At 73.1% G+C, this 19038-nt stretch carries 16 protein-coding genes; 3 read left to right on the forward strand and 13 right to left on the reverse strand.

All coding sequences use genetic code 11. The features are described from left to right. Positions 1-4: 4 nt before the first annotated feature. Complete coding sequence (locus tag ABZ573_RS22300) at positions 5-1204, reverse strand: substrate-binding domain-containing protein (protein ID WP_132230839.1); 1200 nt, start codon at positions 1202-1204, stop codon at positions 5-7. Between the two features lie 899 nt (positions 1205-2103). Between ABZ573_RS22300 and ABZ573_RS22305 the strand changes: the two genes are divergently transcribed. Continuing rightward, complete coding sequence (locus ABZ573_RS22305) at positions 2104-3438, forward strand: potassium transporter TrkG (protein WP_151456485.1); 1335 nt, start codon at positions 2104-2106, stop codon at positions 3436-3438. Further along, on the forward strand, positions 3428-4096 hold the full coding sequence (locus ABZ573_RS22310) for a TrkA family potassium uptake protein (protein WP_151456484.1): 669 nt from the start codon (positions 3428-3430) through the stop codon (positions 4094-4096). Before ABZ573_RS22305 ends, ABZ573_RS22310 begins: the two co-directional genes overlap by 11 nt. Before the next feature lie 11 nt (positions 4097-4107). Here the strand turns inward: ABZ573_RS22310 and ABZ573_RS22315 are convergent, their stop codons facing one another. The 7 genes from ABZ573_RS22315 to ABZ573_RS22345 form a co-directional block, all read right to left on the reverse strand. Further along, complete coding sequence (locus ABZ573_RS22315; RefSeq protein ID WP_358120597.1) at positions 4108-5787, reverse strand: protein kinase; 1680 nt, start codon at positions 5785-5787, stop codon at positions 4108-4110. A gap of 70 nt (positions 5788-5857) precedes the next feature. Beyond that, positions 5858-7411: a fused MFS/spermidine synthase gene (locus tag ABZ573_RS22320; protein ID WP_358120600.1), complete on the reverse strand. Its 1554-nt coding sequence runs from the start codon at positions 7409-7411 to the stop codon at positions 5858-5860. A gap of 36 nt (positions 7412-7447) precedes the next feature. Next, positions 7448-8488: a hypothetical protein gene (locus ABZ573_RS22325; RefSeq protein ID WP_358120739.1), complete on the reverse strand. Its 1041-nt coding sequence runs from the start codon at positions 8486-8488 to the stop codon at positions 7448-7450. A 192-nt stretch (positions 8489-8680) separates the two neighbouring features. Continuing rightward, on the reverse strand, positions 8681-9493 hold the full coding sequence (locus tag ABZ573_RS22330) for an inositol monophosphatase family protein (protein WP_327029642.1): 813 nt from the start codon (positions 9491-9493) through the stop codon (positions 8681-8683). Further along, complete coding sequence (locus ABZ573_RS22335; RefSeq protein WP_151456480.1) at positions 9486-9938, reverse strand: response regulator; 453 nt, start codon at positions 9936-9938, stop codon at positions 9486-9488. The genes ABZ573_RS22330 and ABZ573_RS22335 overlap by 8 nt, the downstream gene beginning before the upstream one ends. Next, positions 9935-11707: an ATP-binding protein gene (locus tag ABZ573_RS22340; RefSeq protein ID WP_358120603.1), complete on the reverse strand. Its 1773-nt coding sequence runs from the start codon at positions 11705-11707 to the stop codon at positions 9935-9937. The genes ABZ573_RS22335 and ABZ573_RS22340 overlap by 4 nt, the downstream gene beginning before the upstream one ends. Next, the gene (locus ABZ573_RS22345) at positions 11704-12882 is read right to left on the reverse strand and encodes a fused response regulator/phosphatase (RefSeq protein WP_151456478.1); all 1179 of its coding nucleotides are present in this window, start codon (positions 12880-12882) and stop codon (positions 11704-11706) included. The genes ABZ573_RS22340 and ABZ573_RS22345 overlap by 4 nt, the downstream gene beginning before the upstream one ends. A 307-nt stretch (positions 12883-13189) precedes the next feature. Between ABZ573_RS22345 and ABZ573_RS22350 the strand changes: the two genes are divergently transcribed. After that, positions 13190-15565, forward strand: a complete 2376-nt coding sequence (locus ABZ573_RS22350) for a M28 family peptidase (protein ID WP_358120605.1) — start codon at positions 13190-13192, stop codon at positions 15563-15565. Positions 15566-15649: 84 nt separating this feature from the next. Here ABZ573_RS22350 and ABZ573_RS22355 read toward each other — a convergent pair whose 3' ends face one another. The 5 genes from ABZ573_RS22355 to ABZ573_RS22375 form a co-directional block, all read right to left on the reverse strand. Continuing rightward, the gene (locus tag ABZ573_RS22355) at positions 15650-16117 is read right to left on the reverse strand and encodes a hypothetical protein (protein WP_151457179.1); all 468 of its coding nucleotides are present in this window, start codon (positions 16115-16117) and stop codon (positions 15650-15652) included. 108 nt (positions 16118-16225) lie between these two features. Beyond that, the gene (locus ABZ573_RS22360) at positions 16226-16870 is read right to left on the reverse strand and encodes a response regulator transcription factor (protein ID WP_192581575.1); all 645 of its coding nucleotides are present in this window, start codon (positions 16868-16870) and stop codon (positions 16226-16228) included. Between the two features lie 35 nt (positions 16871-16905). Continuing rightward, positions 16906-18168, reverse strand: coding sequence for an ATP-binding protein (locus tag ABZ573_RS22365; protein ID WP_151457177.1), 1263 nt, complete (start codon positions 18166-18168; stop codon positions 16906-16908). Between the two features lie 93 nt (positions 18169-18261). Beyond that, complete coding sequence (locus tag ABZ573_RS22370) at positions 18262-18516, reverse strand: Smr/MutS family protein (RefSeq protein WP_007465523.1); 255 nt, start codon at positions 18514-18516, stop codon at positions 18262-18264. 149 nt (positions 18517-18665) lie between these two features. After that, complete coding sequence (locus tag ABZ573_RS22375) at positions 18666-19034, reverse strand: tetratricopeptide repeat protein (RefSeq protein ID WP_327029645.1); 369 nt, start codon at positions 19032-19034, stop codon at positions 18666-18668. Between the last annotated feature and the right edge of the window lie 4 nt (positions 19035-19038).

Below are 19038 nucleotides of genomic sequence, written 5' to 3' on the forward strand. Positions count from 1 at the left end.
GGTGTCAGCCCTTCATCGCCACGGCCGGCGGCGCGGACTCGTCCCCGGTCAGCGCCTTCTGGGCGGTGGCCGTGAACGCGGTGCCGCTGCCGGACAGCTTGGCTTGGAACATCGGCTGCAGCAGCGCGTGGTCCTCGGCCCGGATGGTCATCTTGCCCTTGACCCCGTCGAAGCTCCAGCCCTCCAGCGCCTTCACCATCTTCTCGACGTCGTCGCCGCCCTCCTCGATGGCCCGTACGACCATCTGCGCGGCGGCGAAGCCGTCCGGGTGGAACAGGTCGACGGTGCCGACCTTGGCCTTCAGCGCCTTCACGGCCTCGTTGTCGGAGGCCCCGTCGAAGTAGTGCGACAGGAAGGAGATCTTGCTGCCGGCGGCGCCGAAGGTCGGCCACGAGGCGCGGATGTCCAGGCCCGTGACGACCGTGGTGGAGGAGAGCACGCCCTGCTGGTCGAGCGTCTGCCACATCGCGGGGGCGGTGGTGCCGGCCCAGGCGACGAAGAGCAGGTCCGGCTTGGCGGACTTGATCTGGCTGGCGAACGGGGTGAACTCGGTGGCGCTGGCCGGCGCCCGGACGCTGCTGACGGCCGCGCCCGCGCCGCCGATGACGGCCTTCACGGCCGCCTCGTTGGCGTCGCCGAAGGCGCCGTCCTGGGCGAACACCACGACCTTCTTGCCGGCCGGGTCGCCGATGAACGACTTGGCGGTCACCACGTCCTGGTACGACTGCCGCCCGGAGCGGAACGTGTACTTGTTGGCGCCGGTCACCGCGTCGGTGGCGGCGGGCCCGGAGATGAAGAGGACCTTGTTCTGCGCGGCGATCGGGGCCACCTGGAGGGCCACGCCGGAAGCCGTCGAGCCCGCGATGATCTTGTTGCCCTTGCCGATCAGGTCCTTGGCCGCGGAGACCGCCTTCGCCGGGTCACCCGCGTCGTCGACCTCGGTGACCTCGACGGCCCGGTCGCCCACCTTGTTGGTGCCCTTGGTGGCGAAGTCGAGGCCGGCCTTGAATCCCTCGATGTACTGCTTGCCGTAGCTGGCGAGGGCTCCCGACTGGGAGTAGACCAGGCCAACCTTCACCGGGGCGGCGCTGTCGCCGCCACCGGAGGCGGTGTCCTGCGGGCTGCCACAGGCCGTGGCGGCGAGCGCCGCGGCCATCATCGTGGCGGCGGAGAGGAACACCCGCCGCGTCGTCCGGACCGTCATTGCGACTCCACGTGAGGACTCGGAGGTAGGGAACTCATATGACGGCTCACGCTAGAAGTGACGTCACCCACGGGCTATGTGGCCGAAACACACAAGTAACAGGGGTGGGGTGGTCGGGGGTTACAACGAGCACGACACGGTGACGACCCCACCCGTCCGCGATGGGCGCCCGCCCCATCGACGGAAGTGATGCTGTGTCGCTCCGCGCCACCGATACCCACCGAATGCCGTATTCCTCCCGCCCTCCGCCGACCGAACCCCCCGCCAGCGAACCCCGCTGCCCGACCCTCGCCGGCCGAACCCCGCCGGGCTGCCCCGGCCGCCCGTCAGACCTCCCGTCCGGCCGCACCCGGACGGCGTTCGGGAGATCTTGGTACGAAGACGCCCCCAGAGGGGCCGATTCCCACCAAGATCTCCGGGATGCGGCGAGCGCAGCGCCGCGCGCCGGGTCGCGGCGGGTGCGGCGGGGTTCGGCGGGGCGGGCCGTGCCGGGTGCGGCAGGGTTTGGCCGGGCGGGGCGCGACGGGGTGCGGGGCGAGGTGTTGCGGGGTGTGCCGGGCGGACGGCGCGAAGCAGGCTGGGGGTCCGGCAGGTGCCGTGAAGGGGGCCGCCCCGGCTGGTCTGGCTGACGTTGGCCGAGGACGGCGGCGCATCCCGCTGGTCACCGGCCTGGTGGACGGCCTCGTCCGGCGTGGGCCGCCGCCCCCATGGATGGGGCAGCTCGACAGCGGCTGCGCAGCCCGGCGCGCCTGAATCGTCTACGACATCAGCTCGACAGCCTCGCACAGGAAGGACCCGGCGGGGCGGATGGCGGCAGGGCGGGTGGCGGGGCGTGGTTTGGGCTCGGTCGGGATGCCGGTTTGCACACCCGGATCGCGCCGGAAAAGGAAGATTGTCTGGTGCGCCGGCTTCTTCGTCACCCCGTACGGCTCGTGCCGCTCGGCTTCCTGGTGACGATCCTGGTCGGCACCGGACTGCTGATGCTGCCCTGGGCCACCAGCGAGTACCGGCACACCCCGTTCCTGACCGCCCTCTTCACCGCCACCTCGGCGGTCTCGGTGACCGGAATGGCGGTGGTGGACACCCCGAACTACTGGAACGGGTTCGGGCTCGTGATGATCACCGTGCTCACCCAGGTCGGCGGCCTCGGCATCGTGACCGGTGCGACCCTGGTGATCCTCGTGGTGGCCCGGCGGCTGGGGCTGCGCAGCCGGCTGCTGGTGCAGGCCGAGACCGCCGAGTTCGGCATCGGCGACGTACGCCGGCTGCTGCTGCACATCGCCGGCCTCGCGCTGGCCTGCGAGGCGGTCATCACCGCGATCCTGACCGCCCGGCTGTGGATCACCTACGACTACCCGTTCGGCCGGGCCCTCTGGGGCAGCGTCTTCCACGCCGTCCAGGCCTTCAACAACGGCGGGTTCGCCCTCTACACCGACAGCCTGGTCGCCTTCTCCACCGACGCCTGGGTCACCCTGCCGCTGGCCTTCGGCACGATCATCGGCGGGCTGGGCTTCCCGGCGCTCTTCGAGGCGGCGCGGGAGTGGCGGCACCCGACCCGGTGGGCGGTCGCCACCAAGCTGACCGTCTGGGGCAGCCTGACACTGCTGGTGGTGGGCTTCACCGCCCTGCTGACCATCGAGTGGGCCAACCCGCGCACCCTGGGCATCTACACCTGGCCGGACAAGCTCCTGGTGGCGTTCGCCCAGAACTCGTACATCCGCACCGGCGGTTTCAACGTCCTGGACGTGGACGGCCTGGAGGAGGAGAGCTATCCCCTCTTCATCGCGCTGATGTTCATCGGCGGCGGCAGCGCGAGCACGGCCGGCGGGATCAAGGTGGCGACCTTCTTCCTGCTCGCCTTCGTGATGTGGGCGGAACTGCGGGGAGAGCCGGACGTGACGGTCGGGAAACGCCGGGTGGCCACCGCCAGCCAGCGGCAGGCCATCACCGTCGCCCTGCTCAGCGTCGCGCTGTTGGCCTGCGGCACGGTGCTGCTGATCTTCATCACCGAGGGAGTCCCCTTCCACGCGGCGCTGTTCGAGGTCACGTCGGCGCTCACCACCACCGGACTCAGCGTCGGGATCGCCGCGTCGCTGCCGGAGAACGGCCAGCTCGCCCTGATCATCCTCATGTTCGTCGGCCGGATCGGGCCGCTGACCCTCGGGTCGGCGCTCGCCCTGAACACCCGCCGGCGGCTGTACCGCTACCCGGAGGAGCAACCCGTTGTCGGCTAGGAGGACGGACGAGGGCAGTGTCGTGGTGATCGGACTGGGCCGGTTCGGGTGTCACCTGTCCGGCGCACTGGCCGCGATGAACCACGAGGTGCTGGCCATCGACCGCAACCCGGAGCAGGTGCAGCGGTGGTCGGCGCAGCTCGACCGCGTCGTGCAGGCCGACTCCACCGAGGAGGGGTCGCTGCGCCAACTCGGCGTGGCGGACTTCGGCCGGGCGGTGGTCGCCATCGGCGCCTCGTTGGAGGCGAGCGTGCTGACGGTGCTGGCGCTGGTCGAGCTGGGCGTACCGCAGATCTGGGCGCGGGCCACCTCGACGAAGCACGCCAAGATCCTGAACTCGGTCGGCGCGCACCACGTGATCTTTCCCGAGGCGGAGACCGGGGAGCGGCTGGCCCACCTCATCGTCAGCAGGATGCTCGACTTCATCGAGTTCGGCGACGACTTCGCCATCGCCAAGGTGTGCGCCCCGGAGGCGATGCTCGGCCGGCCGCTCTCGGAACTGACGCCCACCGGGCGCTACGGCGTACGCGTGGTGGGCGTGAAGCTGCCCGGGGAACGCTTCCGGTACGCCACCGACGCCACCGTGATCGCCCCGGGCAGCATGCTGATCGTCGAGGGGGACATCGAGCAGGTGCAACGGTTCTCGGAGTTCAGCTGACCCCGGCGGGCTCAGTCGTCGTCATCGTCCCTTTCCGTGTCCCTTTCCCTTTCCGTTTCCTGACTTACTTTTTTTCCACCGCCCGCCTTGCCCTTGCCCTTGCCGGAGTTGTCGGACTTGGCCTTGGACCCGCCGGAGTTCCCGGCCGATGTGCCGGACTTCTTCGGCGGGGCCTTGACGGTGGGCGCCTTGACCGGTGCCTTGGCCGGCGCCTTGGTGGGTGCCACGCTGGGCGCCGCGCCGGCCACCCCGGAGACCTGCGCCCCGCAGGCCTCGTCACCGAGGCGGAACTCCAGCGGCAGCGGGTTGGCCCCGCCGTGGCGGCCGGTCAGCGTGAGTTTCTCGGACGCGCCGGGGGCCAGCGCGGCCCGCTCCGGAGCCGCCTCCACGAGCACCGTGCGCCCCTGCTGGCGCACCGGGACGGGGGTCGCCTTCGTCACGGTCTGCTGGCTGGGGAAGGTGAAGCTCAGCCGCCAGTCGCGCAACTCCCGCATGCCGGTGTTGGTCAGGGTCAGCTCGGCGGCGAAGTCCTTGCCGGAGTCCGTGCGCAGCGCGTACGTGACCCGGCAGGGCGGCGGCGTCTCCGCCCCCATCCGCGCCTCCGTCGGCTGGTCGATGCCGCCGCTGGCGGGGCTGTGCGAGGTCACCCCCCACAGCGCCGCGGTCACCGCCACCAGCCCGGCGGCGGCCACCCCCGCCTCGATCCGCCGGCGCCGGGTCGCCGCGCGCCGGTTGCGCGTACGGGAGAACGGCAGCGCGTCGGTCGCGGCGGACCAGGGCAGGATCGTGGTGCCGGCGGCGGCCAGCGCGGCCTCGTCCACGGGCCCCGATGCGGGGGAGACCGGCACCGGGGCGATCATGCCGGCGGCCTCGGCGAGCGTACGCGCGACCTCGGCGGTGGCGGGCCGGTCGCCCGGGCGCTTGGCCAGGCAGCGGCTCACGAGCTCGCGCACCTCGTCGGGCAGTCCCGGCACCGGCGGCATCGGCTCCGGCTCGTTGTACATGTGGGCGCGCAGCATCTGCGTGGTGGTGCTCGCCTGCCACGGCAGCCGGCCGGTGAGCATCCGGTAGAGCAGCAGGCCGACCGCGTACACGTCGGTGGCCGGGGAGACCTGGCCGTTGTCGAGCCGCTCCGGGGCGAGGTACGCGGGGGTGCCGAGCAGTGCGCCGTCCGGCCCCTTCTCCTTCTCCCCCACCAGCGCGGAGATGCCGAAGTCGACCACCTTCACGCCGGTGCCGGTCAGCATGACGTTGCCCGGGGTGACGTCGCGGTGCACCACGCCTCGGGCGTGCGCGGTGGCCAGCGCCGAGGTGACCTCCGCGCCGATCGTCACCGCCTCCCGCCAGGGGAGACTGCCCCGGCGCAGCCGGCCGGTCAGCGACTCCCCGTCGACCAGCTCCATGACGACGTACGGCACGGTCAGGCCGACCTGCTCCGACTCGCCGTAGTCGTACACGTTGGTGATGTTGGGGTGGCACAGCCGGGCCGCGGCCTGCGCCTCGATCCGGATGCGGTGCCGGAACGCGCGGTCGGCGGCCAGCCGCGACGCGAGCACCTTGACCGCCACCTGCCGGCCCAGCACCTCGTCGTAGCCGCGCCAGACGACGGACATGCCGCCCGCCCCCAGCTGCTCGATCAGCCGGTACCGTTCGCCCAGCAGTTGTGCGCCGTCCCGGATCGGTCCACCCATGAGGGTCGTTGTTGCCCCGGACCGACCCGGCTACACCTGAAGGGTCGGAATCGGTCAGCGATTCACCCGTTCAGGCGGTGGCGAGGAGCTGGTCCACGGGCGCGTAGTCGTCGGTCAGCACCAGCGCCTCGCCGACGAACGCGGTGAGGTCGGCACCCGCCAGCAGGCTGGCGTCCTCCCGCAGCTCGGCCAGCCGGGCGCGGACCGCCTCCAGCGGCAGCGGGGCGTCGGAGGCGACGATGAGGAAGTTCGAGCCCTCCTGACCGGCGAGCGCCGCCGCCGGGGCGATCAGGGCGACGTGCCGGAACTCGGCGGCGACGGTGGCCAGCTCGCTGCGGATGAAGCGCAGCGGCGGGTAGTCGATGACGTTCTGCACGTAGACGCCGCCGGGGCGGGTCACCCGGCGGACCTCGGCGGCCATCTCCCGGGTGGCGAGGTGCCAGGGCACCACCAGGTGCCCGAACGCGTCGCCGACCACGAGGTCGCGGCTGTCGGTGCCCTCCCCCGCGACGAGCAGCCGGGCGTCACCCACGACCGCCCGCAGGTCGGGCCCCTGGCGTACGCCGAGCTGGCGCTCGCCCAGCTCGACCAGCCCGCCGTCGATCTCGAACACGACGTTGTCGGTGCCCGGACGGGTGGCGGTCAGGTAGCGGGGCACGGTGAACCCGCCGCCGCCCAGGTGCAGCGCGTCGAGCCGCTGACCCTTCGGGGCGACCACGTCGGCCACCGCCCCGATCCACCGGGTGTACGCGTACTCCAGGTGGGTCGGGTCGGCGAGGTCCACGTACGAGTGCTGGGCCGAGTTGAGCAGTAGGGTGCGGCCGGAGTCCCGGGCGGGATCGACCTCCACGCTGGCGCAGTGGTAGGCGGTCTCGATGTCGCACGGGTTCGGGGCGACGGTGGTCAGCCCGGCGCCGACGAGACCGAGCACCGCCAGGGCGGCCTTGGCGCGGGCGGGGCCGGGCAGCTCCGCGCGGTCCTGGCGGCGCAGCCACACCCCGAGGCCGAGCCCGGTGAGCCCGAGCGAGGCCGCGAGGGCGAACAGGATGACCGTGCTGGGCAGCGCGGCCACCAGCACGAAACCGGTGACCAGGGTGGCCGTGACCGCGCCCAGCGTGCCTACGCTGGAGAGCCGGCCGACCACCTGGCCGGTGCGCCGCAGGTCGGCGAGCTGGAGCTTGACGACAAGCGGGGTGACGGCGGCGAGCAGGGCCGCCGGCACGAAGACGGCGAGCGCGACGAGCAGCAGGATGGCCGAGGCCGCCCCGCCGCGCAGCACCTCGCCGGCGTACCGGACGACGGGCAGGGTGACGGCCGTGGCGATGCCGGCCAGCACCAGCGCCGGGGCCAGCATCGCCCTCGGGTTGCGCCGGTCGGCCAGCCAGCCGCCCGTCCACGCGCCGTAGGCGATGGCGGCCAGGGCGATGCCGATGACCGAGCTGGTCACCTGGAGGGTCACCCCGACGTACGGCCCGACCAGCCGCAGCGCGGCGGTCTCCAGCACCAGGACGGCGCCGCTGGAGAAGAAGACCAGGAACGCGGCGAGGCCGTTGGGCAGGGCCCGGGCGGTCGAGGCCGCCGGAGCGGCGGGCGGGACCGTGACGTCGGAGGATGGGGAGCTCACCCGCGCGATGGTACGCAGGAAAACTGGGCCCCCGGGTCAGTACATCGAGAGATGAACATGGTTCGTGTGGTCGGCGGCGGGGCTGCCGCTGCCGCCGTACGCCCGCCAGCCGGTGCCGGGGTGCCAGATCTGCCGGTACCAGATCACGTAGAGCACGCCCAGCCGGCTGGCGTTGCGCACGTGCCAGGCGGCGAGGCTGTCCCCGTACGACTTGTCCCCGCCGGTGGCGGTCTTGTCCTCGAACCCGCCCGTGGCGGCCGAGAAGTCGCAGGCCCGGCCCTTGGGGTGCTCGCCCGAGCCGCCGCTGCGGTAGCAGGAGACGTGCCGCTTGTAGCCCGCGGCCTGGGTCTGCTTGAGGGCGTTGAGCGTGCGCGCGGTGATGCAGCCGGAGGTGGTCGGGTCGTTCACCGAGCAGGACTCCGACGGCCAGGACCCGTCCGAGTTGCGGGGGGCCGGCTTCGCCGAGGAGGAGCTGCCGCCGCTGAAGCCGCCGCTGCTGCCCGAGCTGACCTCCGCGAGCGCCGCCTCGGCCTCCTTCTTCTTCTTCGCCATGACGGCGAGCTGCTTCTGCTGCTCCCGGACCTCGGTGTCGATGGCGATCTTGGCCTGCCGCGCCTGCTCCCGCGCCTCGATCAGGCTGCGCAGCCGCCTGCTGTCGCGCTGGGCCATCAGGTCGAGGCTGGCCGCCCGGTCCAGGAACGCCTCGGGGGAGGCGCTGTTGAGCAGCATCGACGTGGGCGTCAGCCGGCCCAGCCGGTAGGACTGGGCGGCCACCTCGCCGACCTGCGCGGTCAGCTCGACCAGCCGGACCTCCACGGCGCCCAGCTGCCCGGCCAGCTGCTTCTGCCGGACCTTGGAGTTCTCCAGCTTCCCCTTGGCCTCGATGTGCGCCTTGGCGGTGGCTTCCAGGGCGTCCCGGAGCTTCTTGGTGCCGCCCTCGTTGGGCTCCGCGTACGCCGGCACGGCGCCGACGCCGAAGAGCAGCGTGACGGCGACGAGCAGGGCGGTCAGCGGACGGCGGGCACGTCGCCCGGCCGACAGGGCGGTCAGCGGGCGACCGTGACGCCCGACGGGCATGGTCCTGCGCACGAAAGCATCCTTCCGTCGGCCGCCGGCCCCGGATGACAACACGGCGCGGCGGCGGCCCCCGCCGGGCGCCGGTCGGCGGCCTGCTGGCGGAGACCGGCGGTCAGGATACCGGACGGAGCACGCCGGGCCAGGCCCGCGAACGCCCGGACCGTCGGACGTCCACGCAGGGTCGCAGCGACGTCACGCGCCGTCGAGCAGAGCCTCGCGCACGTCCACCCAGATCTGCTCGCTCGCGGCGACCAGGAGGCCGTGGCCGTCGTCCCCCGGGCGGTAGTCGGTGCCGTCGAAGCGCCGCGCGACCCCGCCCGCCGCCCGGACCAGCAGGGCGCCCGGGGCGTGGTCCCACGGCAGGGTGCGCCAGAAGAGCACGAAGTCCTGGTCCCCGGTCAGCACGTCCAGGTACTCCCGGCCGGCGCAGTGCTGGCCGGGCAGCATCTCGCCCAGCCGCGCGCCGCCCGCCTCGACCAGCGCTCGCGGCGCGGCCGGCAGCGCGTGCGACATCGCGGCGCCGCGCACCGCGTCGAGCGCGGGCGCCCGGTCGCCGGTCCGCACCGGCCGGCCGTCGAGCCAGGTGCCCTCGCCGGCCCGCGCGACGGCCAGCGTCCCGGCGAGCGGGTCGAGCACCCACGCGGCGACGGGATCCCCGTCGGTCAGCAGCGCCACCATCAGCGCGAACGGCTGCCGGCCGGCGGCGAAGTTCGAGGTGCCGTCGACCGGGTCGACGAGCCACACGTCGCCGGAGGCGCGCAGGTGCTCCAGCAGGGCCGGGTCGTCGGCGACCGCCTCCTCGCCCACCACCACCGAGCCGGGGCGCAGCCGGCGCAGGGCCGCCGAGATCACCTCCTCGGCGCGGCGGTCTGCCACGGTGACGAGGTCGCCCGGCGCCTTCTCGCTCACGTCGGCGTCGTCGAGCTTGCGGAACAGCGGAAGCACGACCTGGTCGGCGGTCTCGCGCAGCAGACCACCGACGTCGTCGAGCAGGGTGTCAGCCACGCGGCGGCAGCTTCACCACGCTGACGAAGAACTCGTCGATCTGTCGGACCACCGAGATGAAGCGCTCGAAGTCCACCGGCTTCGTCACGTACGCGTTGGCGTGCAGCTGGTAGCTGCGCAGGATGTCCTCGTCGGCCTGGGAGGTCGTCAGCACCACCACCGGGATCCGGCAGAGCTGCTCGTCGGACTTGATCTCCTCCAGCACCTCCCGGCCGTCGCGGCGGGGCAGGTTCAGGTCGAGCAGGATCAGGTCCGGCTGCACCACGTCGGCGTACTGGCCCTCCCGCCGCAGGTAGGCGAGCGCCTCGGCGCCGTCGGAGACGACGGTCAGCCGGTTGCGGAGCTTGTGCTCCTCGAACGCCTCCTGGGTCATCAACACGTCACCCGGATCGTCCTCGACCAGCAGGACCTCGATCGGGCTCTTGCCGTCCGCCGGCGCGGTCATCCCACCGTCTCCCTCATGTCACCCGTTCTACCGCCTTCCGGTGCCCGGCCGGGCCCGTCCGTGGTCTCCGACTCGTCGGCGCGCCGGTCGGCCTGCGCCGGGGCGCCGCCCGTGCCGGCCCCGGCGGCGGGCTCGTCGCCGTCCCCGGGCGTCCCGTCGCCGTCCCCGGCCACGCCGTCCCCGGGCGCCGGCTCGTCCGCCGTCGACGCGGCGGCCGCCTCGACGTCCTCGGGGAGCGCCGGGAGGGTGAAGCGGATCGCCGTGCCCTCCTCGGTGCCCGTGTCCACCCAGACCCGACCGCCGTGGTACTCCACGATCTTCTTGACGATCGCCAGCCCGATCCCGGTGCCCGGGTACGCGTCCTTCGCGTGCAGCCGCTGGAAGATGACGAAGATCTTGTCGGCGAACTCCGGCTCGATCCCGATGCCGTTGTCCTGGCAGCTGATCTCCCACTCGTCGCCCACGAGACGGGCCGAGACGTGCACCTTCGGGGGCACGTCGGGGCGGCGGAACTTGACCGAGTTGCTGACCAGGTTGGCCAGCAGGTTCGTCAGCAGCGGCTCCTCGCCACGGATGACGGGCAGCTCGCCCCAGGTCAGCTCCGCGTCGGCGTACTGCCGGGCCGCCTCGGTCTGGCCGGCCACGTCGCCCATGATCTTGTTCATGTCGACCTCGGTGAAGCCGGTGGTGAGCCGGCCGATCCGGGAGAAGGCGAGCAGGTCGTTGATCAGACGCTGCATCCGCTGCGCGCCGTCGACCGCGAACGCGATGTACTGGTCGGCCCGCTCGTCCAACTGCCCGGCGTAGCGGCGCTGGAGGAGCTGGCAGAAGCTGGCCACCTTGCGCAGCGGCTCCTGGAGGTCGTGCGAGGCGACGTACGCGAACTGCTCCAGGTCACGGTTGGAGCGGGTGAGTTCCTCGGCCTGCTTCTGGAGCTGGCTGTTGACCCACTCGATCCGCTCCCGGGCCTCCCGTACCTCGGCCAGGTCCTTGGCGATCTTGCGCCGCATGGCGTCCACGTCCTCGGCGAGCCGGAGGAACTCGGGTGGACCGGCGCCGGCGATCCCGTGCTGGTAGTCGCCCTCGGCCACCTCGCGGACCTGGTCGGCGAGGCCGGTCAGCGGGCGGATCACCATCTTGTCCAGGGAGACCAGCAGCATGCTGCCGGCGATGATCACCACCGCGAGGGCGGCGATCAGCAGGACGACCAGCAGGTTGCTCGTCCGCAGGACGTCCTCGGCACTGCGCTGCCGGGCCTCGAAGATCTCCTGCTGGAGATGGTCGACGGCGCCGCGTACGTCGTCGAACTGCTCCCGCGCCTGGTCGGTGATGAGCGCCTGCCCCGCGGTCGTGCCGTTCTGCTGCGTCGTGGTGACCACCGGCACCGCCACCGCCTGGCGCCACGCCTCGGCCCGTTCCTCGACCAGCCGGATCTCCTGCCGAAGCTCCGGATAGTCGTCGACCAGCCGCTGCATCGAGGCGACCAGGTCCTGCTCGCGCTTCCGGCCCGCCTCGTACGGCGTCAGGTCCGCCGGGTTGCCGCTGACCGCGTAGCCGCGGACCGCCGTCTCCTGGTCCAGCAACGCGTTCAGCAGCTCCTGCGCCTGCACCCGCAGCGGGCCGGTCTTGTACAGGATCGCGTCGATGTGCGTCCGGTTCTTCGCCGCCAGCGCCACCTCGCCGCCGGCCAGCCCGATCAGCAGGACCGCGACGACGGTGAGCAGCGTGACGACCCGCCGGCGCAGGGTCCAGTCGCCGACGCGCGTCACCTGCCACCGCCCCGGCTGACCAGGAGCATGGCGACGTCGTCGGCGAACGGACCGCCGTTGAGCTGCTCGGCTCGCCCGACCAGCCAGGCCGGCAGCTCCGACAGCGGCACGGCGAGGGTCGCCGGATCGGCGAGCAGTCCGCTGAGGCCCGGCACGTCGAGGCGCTCGTCGCCCTCGCCGATCCGGCCCTCGATGAGGCCGTCGGTGTACATCAACAGGGACCAGTCATCGGTGTCGAACTCCAGGTCGTAGGCCACGGGCCGGCGGGGTCGTACGCCGAGCAGCAGGCCGCCGGGTGCCGGAACCGGCACCACCTTGCCCCCGGCGAGCAGCAGCGGCGGCGGGTGCCCGGCCAGCCGGACGGTGGCCCGGTTGGCGTCGAGGTCCAGCCGCACGGTCGCGACGGTCGCGAAGATCTCCTGGAGCCGGCGCTCGCTCATCAGCACCTGTTCCAGCGCCGGGAGCACCTCGTCGTCGGGCACACCGGCGAGGATCAGCGCCCGCCAGGCGACCCGGAGCTCGACGCCGAGGGCCGCCTCGTCCACGCCGTGCCCGCAGACGTCGCCGACGATCAGGTCGAGCCGGTCGGGCCGGGTCTGCACCACGTCGTAGAAGTCACCGCCGATCAGGGCGGCGTGCCGGCCGGGCCGGTAGAAGGTGTGCACCGCGACGACGTCGGTGGTCATCAGCGGCTGGGGCAGCAGGCCCCGTTCGAGGCGGGCGGACTCGGCCTGGCGCAGCTCGACCTCGCGCAGCCGCCGGGCGTTCTCGTCGGCCCGCTTGCGCTCCACCGCGTAGCGCAGCGCCCGGGTCAGCAGCACCCCGTCGACCTGGCCCTTGACCAGGTAGTCCTGGGCACCCTCGGCGACGGCGACGATGCCGAGGTGCTCGTCGGAGCGGCCGGTCAGCACGCAGACGGCGGCGCCACTGGCCATCTCCAGCACCTGACGCAGCCCGTCGAGGCCCTGCGCGTCGGGCAGGCCCAGGTCGAGCAGGACGCAGTCGACGCCCATCACGCGCTGCCGGGCCTCGCTGAGGCTGGTCGCCACCAGCAGGTCGATCATCGAGTTGGTCTCGGCGAGCAGCTCACCGACCAGGAAGGCGTCGCCCTCGTCGTCCTCCACCAGCAGCACCCGCAGCCGCTCGCCGGGAGGCAGGTTGGGATGACGTCCCATGCCGCCGTGCGGATACGGCACGACGGAGGAACCGGCCATGCCGGTCCCCCGGTGCGGCCGGGTCACCGCCGCGAGACGCGGGAGATCGCTGGTGATGTCGGGCTCCTTCCGAGTGCCCTGCTGATCCTGTATTAGACAACGTTCGCACACAACACGACGGGCTCCGCATGCGCGGGCATGGGTCGGATCACTGTGCGGCGAGGGGCAAAGCGGGCGTCCGCGCTCCCCCGGCCCGCACCGGGAGTCCCGCTGACGGCCGCCGGGGTGCAGGATGGTGCCCACCTGAGACCCGTCCCGAGGAGACCCCGTGGGCGCACCCCCCACCCGCCCCGCCGACCGCGCGCTGGCCCGGCCCCGTCGCCGGCTGGTCGCCGCCGCGGCGGCGCTCGCCGCGCTCGTCGCCGTCGGCGCCGGCACCCTGCTCGACCTGCGCACCCCCGCGCCGCGCCCGGCCGACGCACCGCCGGGCGAGTTCAGCGCCGCCCGGGCGTACGAGCACGTCGAAGTCGTCGCCGCGCGGACGCACGTGGCGGGCAGCCCCGCCAACGACCAGGTCCGCGCGCACGTCGAGGGGGTGCTGCGCGGCCTCGGCCTGGAGACCGAGGTGCAGGACACCGTCGCGCCCGAGGCCGGCCAGCTCAGCGGGGCGGCCGGCGGGGCCGCCCTGGCCCGGGTCCGCAACGTGGTGGCCCGGCTGCCCGGCACCGACCCCACCGGCAAGGTCTTCCTCGTCTCGCACTACGACTCGGTGCAGTCCGGGCCGGGCGGCAACGACGACGCCGCCGGCACCTCGGCCATCCTGGAGGTGGCCCGCGCCCTGGCCGCCGGTCCCCGGCCACGCAACGACATCGTCTTCGTGCTCACCGACGCCGAGGAGGCGTGCCTGTGCGGGGCGGCGGCGTTCGCGTCCAGCCACCCGCTGGCCGCCGGCGGCGGCGTCGTGCTCAACCTGGAGGCACGCGGCTCGACCGGCCCGGTGATCATGTTCGAGACGTCGCGGGACAACGCCGCCCTGGTGGACGCCTTCGGCCGGGCCGCGCCGCACCCCGTGGGCACCTCGTTCGCCGTGGAGATCTACCGCGCGCTGCCCAACGACACCGACTTCACCGCGTTCCTCGACAACGACTTCGTCGGGCTGAACTCGGCGTACATCGACGGCGGGGCGATCTACCACACTCCGCTGGACACTCCCGCCGCCATGGACCGGTCGAGCCTCCAGCACCACGGCGACAACGCCCTCGGCCTCGCCCGTGAGTTCGGCCGGGTCGACCTGAGGGCGCTGGACTCCGGGCACGACGCCACCTACTTCCCCGTCCCTGGCGGGCTGGTCCGCTACCCCGGCTGGCTGGTCCTGCCGTTGGCGCTGCTCGCGCTCGCCGCAGTGGCGGCCCTCGGCTGGCTCGCCCTGCGGCGGGGCCGCACCACCGGGGGCCGGCTCGCCGCCGGGTTCGGGCTGGCGCTGCTGCCGCTCGTGCTCGCCCCGCTCGCCGCGCAGCTGCTCTGGGCGGCGATCACCGCGCTGCGGCCCGGCTACGCCGAGCTGCTCGACCCGTACCGGCCCACCTGGTACCGGCTGGCCGTGGTGGCGCTCGCCGCCGCCGTCCTGTTCACCTGGTACGCGCTCACCCGCCGCCGGGTCGGCCCGGCCGCGCTCGCCGTCGGCGGGCTGGGCTGGCTGGCCGTGCTCGGGGTGCTGCTCGCCGTGCTGGTGCCCGGCGGGGCGTACCTCGTCACCATCCCGGCCCTGGCCGGCGCGGCGGCCGGGCTGGTCGCGCTGAGCGTGCGGATCGACGGTCCGTGGCCGGTGGTCGCGTCGACCCTGGCCGCCGCGGTGGCCGTGGTGATCCTGCTGCCCACCGTGGTCCTGCTCTTCCCGGCGCTCGGCATGGCGATGGGCGGGGTCGCGGCGCTGGTCGCGGTGCTGCTCGGCCTCGCCGCGCTGCCGGTGGTCGACCTGCTGCACCCGCAGGCCGGCGGGCAGCGCGGACTGGTCGCCGTGCGCGCGCGCCGGCTCGGCGCGCTGCCGGCCGCCGCCACCGCGCTGGCGGCCGTGGTCCTCGCCGGGGTCGGGTTCGCCGTCGACCGCTTCGACGCCGCGCACCCCGCGCCCACCCACCTGATGTACGCCCTCGACGCCGGCAGCGGCCAGGCCCGCTGGCTCAGCCACGAGGAGGACCCGCAGCCCTGGACCGACGGCTACGTCGACGAGGTGACCGAGGTCGCCGACTTCCCCGGCCTGGGCGACACCGAGCTGCGCGCCGGCCCGGCGCAGCCGGCGAACCTGCCCGCCCCCAAGCTGGAGGTGCTCGCCGACACCACCGCCGGCGCCGAGCGCACCCTGCGCCTGCGGCTCGTCCCGCAACGCCAGGTCCGCCTGACCACCCTGCACGTCGACGCGGCGACCGCGACGGTACTGCGGGCGGAGGTGGCCGGCCGGGCGGTGCCGGTGGAGGCCCGAAAGGGCCGCTGGGGCTTCGGCCTGGTCTTCCACGCCCCGCCGCCGGAGGGGATCGAGGTGACGCTGACCGTCACGCCTAAGGCGGGGCAGGTGGCGCTGCGCGCGATGGACGCCAGCGACGGCCTGGACGCCCTGCCCGGCTTCCGCCCGCGCCCGCCGGACGTGGGGATCGTGGGCTCGCACAGCTCGGAGATGCTGGCCGTGGCCCGTACCTATCCGCTCTAGGGCAGGCGGCGGGGGTGGCTCGGAGAACGGTCGGTCGCCGAGCCACCCCCGCACCTGTCAGCAGCGGGTCGCCGTGACGTCAGCTCAGCCGCGGGTGACCGTGACCTCGGCGGTGAAGGCGCCGCTGCCGTTGCCCGGCGCGTCGTCGTTGATCCGCAGGTACAGCGTGCTGCCGGAGCCGTAGTAGGTGAACGTCGTGCCGGTCCCGGCGTACCGGTAGTTGCCGTTGGTCTTGGCCAGCAGCGAGAAGGCGCGGGCGTTCGTCATCGGGAACTTCGAGTCGCCGGCCATGTTCGTCCAGCCCTGCGGCCCGTTCTGCCCGGTGAGCCACACGCCGGACCAGATCGACCCGTAGGCGCTGATCTGGACCCGGTCGCCGTACTGTAGCCAGCAGCCGGAGTTGACGTCGTACGACGCCTCCTCGACCTGCTTGGTCTCCTCGCAGACGATCGTGCTGGTGGCCGCCGCCTGTGCCGGCGTCACACCGACCAGCGCGCTGCCCGCCACGGCCGCCGCCACCGCGAACCGGGCCGAAACCGTCTTGAACCTCATGTGGTCCCCCTCGAAATGGTTGCCGTTACGGAGATCAACACTAGGAACTTGGACGTCGGGGCACCTCAGTGCGAGCACGTAATTGCTGTCGGCCAGGGGTCAGTCCGGTCAGTCCGCCAGGAAGGTCAGCACCGCGAGCACCCGCCGGTGGGTGTCCGGCTCGTCGGCCAGGCCGAGCTTGGCGAAGATGCTGCGTACGTGGGTCTCCACGGTGCGCTCGGAGAGGTGGAGTTCGGCGGAGATGCCCCGGTTGGCCCGACCCGCCGCCATCCGGGCCAGGATCTCCCGCTCACGCGGTGACAGCGCGCCGACACCGACCGACACGCGCGGGCGGCGCAACAGCCGGTCGACCACGATCGGATCGATCGCCGTGCCCGCCGCCGCGACTCTGCGCACGTCGCGGACGAACCCGGTGACGTCGGTGATCCTGTCCTTGAGCAGATAGCCGACCCCGCCGCCGGGCTGCTGGAGCAGGGCCAGGGCCTCCCGGTGCTCCAGGTGCTGGGACAGCAGGAGCACGGCGACGCCGGGGTGACGACGGCGTACGGCCAGCGCGGCGCGGACGCCCTCCACGGTGAAGCTGGGCGGCATGCGGATGTCGACGATCGCGATGTCCGGCTGGTGCTCGGCGACAGCGGCCAGCAGTTGCTCGCCGTCGCCCACCTCGGCCACGACCGTGATGCCGTGCTGCTGAAGCAACAGCGCCAGGCCGCTGCGCAGCAGTACAGAGTCGTCGGCCAGAACCGCCCGCACACCACCGTCCCGAGCGGCGACCGGTACGGCCCGGGTCATGACGCCGCGAGTGGCATGACGGCGCGTACCGCCGTGCCACGCCCCCGGGTGCTCGACACCCGCAAGGTCCCGCCGCACGACTCGACGCGCTCCCGCAGGCCGTGCAGCCCGCCACCCGGCACCGCGAGCGCGCCGCCGATCCCGTCGTCGTGGACGGTAACCTCGACCCGGCCGCCGCTGGTGGCGAGCGTGACGGACACCCGGCCCGCCCGGGCGTGTTTCTGGCTGTTCGTGACCGCCTCCATGGTGACGAAGTAGGCGGCGACCGCGACCGGTTCGGGCAACGTGAGGTGGCTGACCCGGTCGTCGACCAGGACGGGGACCGCGGCGCGCTCGGCGATGGCAGCCACCGCCCCGGAGAGGCCGTGGCACACCAGGGCCGCCGGGTTCATGCCCCGGACGAGGTCGCGCAGATCGGCGATCGCCTGCTCGACCTCCGCCGCGCCGCGCGCGACCAGGGCGGGATCGTCCTGCCGCAGCATCATTGCGGCGGCGAGCAGCCGCTGTTGCACTCCGTCGTGCACGTCACGCTCCACCCTGCGGCGCTCCCGGTCGCGAGCCCGGAGCAGGTGGCGGCGCTCGGCGCGGTGCATGCTGAGCGCGGCCCCGACCGGGATCAGCGCCGCACCGAGGGCGTAGAGCGTGGTCGGCCAGTGCCCGGAGCCGTAGGCGACAGTGCTCAGCATCGCCGTGCACAGGCCGTTCACTGCCAACGCGGCCCAGAACGGGGCGTACACATGCCGTTCGGCGCGGTCGGCCCGGCGGTACCGCACGATGAACAGCCCGGCGAGAAACACGCCGACCAGCGGATAGGACCACGCCCGCAGGTGCAGCAGATGACCGGTGCTCAGTGTCCCGGCCACCATGGCCCCGGCGACGAGCACCGGCCAGTACGCGTAGCCGGCCGCGGCGACGAGCCGCTCCCACCGCCCCCGCAGTCGGCCCGACGACACGATGAGACCGGCGTGCAGGTGCATCGGGTCGTGCACGATGCTCAGCATCATGCCGGCGGTGAACAGGGCGGGCAGGGTGACGCGACCCCAGGCGTCCAGCAGCCACACCAGGCCACAGACCACCAGCAACGGCCCGATACGGTTGGCGGGACGCTCCCGCCACAGCCGCAGTCCCACCTCGACGTGCAGGACCCCGGTGACGGCGAGACAGGCCAGCTCCCAGGGATCCGTCCAGTACAGCGCCAGCAGCGGTCCGCACAGCAGCGTCGCGGTCGCGACGCGGAGCGGCCACCGTAGAAGTTCCATGATCAGGATGGTGCCGCGTGGTCGCAAGCATCGGTGTACGTCCGTCGGCAGCCCGACTTTCCGCCCACGGGTGGGTCGGGGAAGCGGAAGCTCCTACTTCCAGCGGAAGTGGACGAAGAGGCGGCCGAAGTTCTTCGAGTCCTTCTCGACCCGGTGGTAGAGCTGCTTGACGTCCTTCTGGTCGAGGAAGCGCAGCACCCGCTTCTTGAGCTGGCCGGAGCCCTTGCCGGGGATGATCTCGACGAGGGTGGCCTTCTTCGCCACCGCCTCGTCCATGATCCCGCGCAGGGCCCGGTCGATGTCCTGGCCCTTGTTGAAGATCTCGTGCAGGTCCAGCTTCAGCTTCACCGCACACCCGCCGCCAGCTCACGTCCCATGAGGCCGATGGTAGGCCGCCCGACGCCGCCGGCGCACCGACCGGTGATCAGCGTTGCGCGTCCCCGTGACGAGCGCGAGGGCGGGGCAGCTCCACCGAGCTGCCCCGCCCTCGTCCGCCGTCAGCGGGTGCCCTCGACCCGGGTCTGCACCCGGTCCAGGGCGGTGCGGTAGTCGTCGTTGCCGCTGTGCATGGCCGCCGCGATACGCAGGTGCCGCAGCGCGTCGGCGTGCCGGTTGAGCCGCTCCAGCGTGCGGCCCAGCACGTGGTGGGCGTAGTGGTCGGCGGGGTCCCGGTCGATCAGCTCCCGCAGCTGCGCCTCGGCCCGGTTGAGCTGGGCCGAGTGGAAGTACGCGCGGGCGAGCAGCTGGCGTACCGAGGCGTTGCCGGGCTCGGCCTCGACGATCGGCTCGAGCAGCCGGGCAGCCCCGGTCGGGTCACCGGCCTCGAAGAACATGGTCGCCCGCCGGTACTCGGCCAGAAGGTCCATCCGA

Origin of the sequence: Micromonospora sp. NPDC007220 (genome assembly GCF_040634035.1) — a bacterium.
In the GTDB taxonomy this organism is placed as follows: domain Bacteria; phylum Actinomycetota; class Actinomycetes; order Mycobacteriales; family Micromonosporaceae; genus Micromonospora; species Micromonospora reichwaldensis.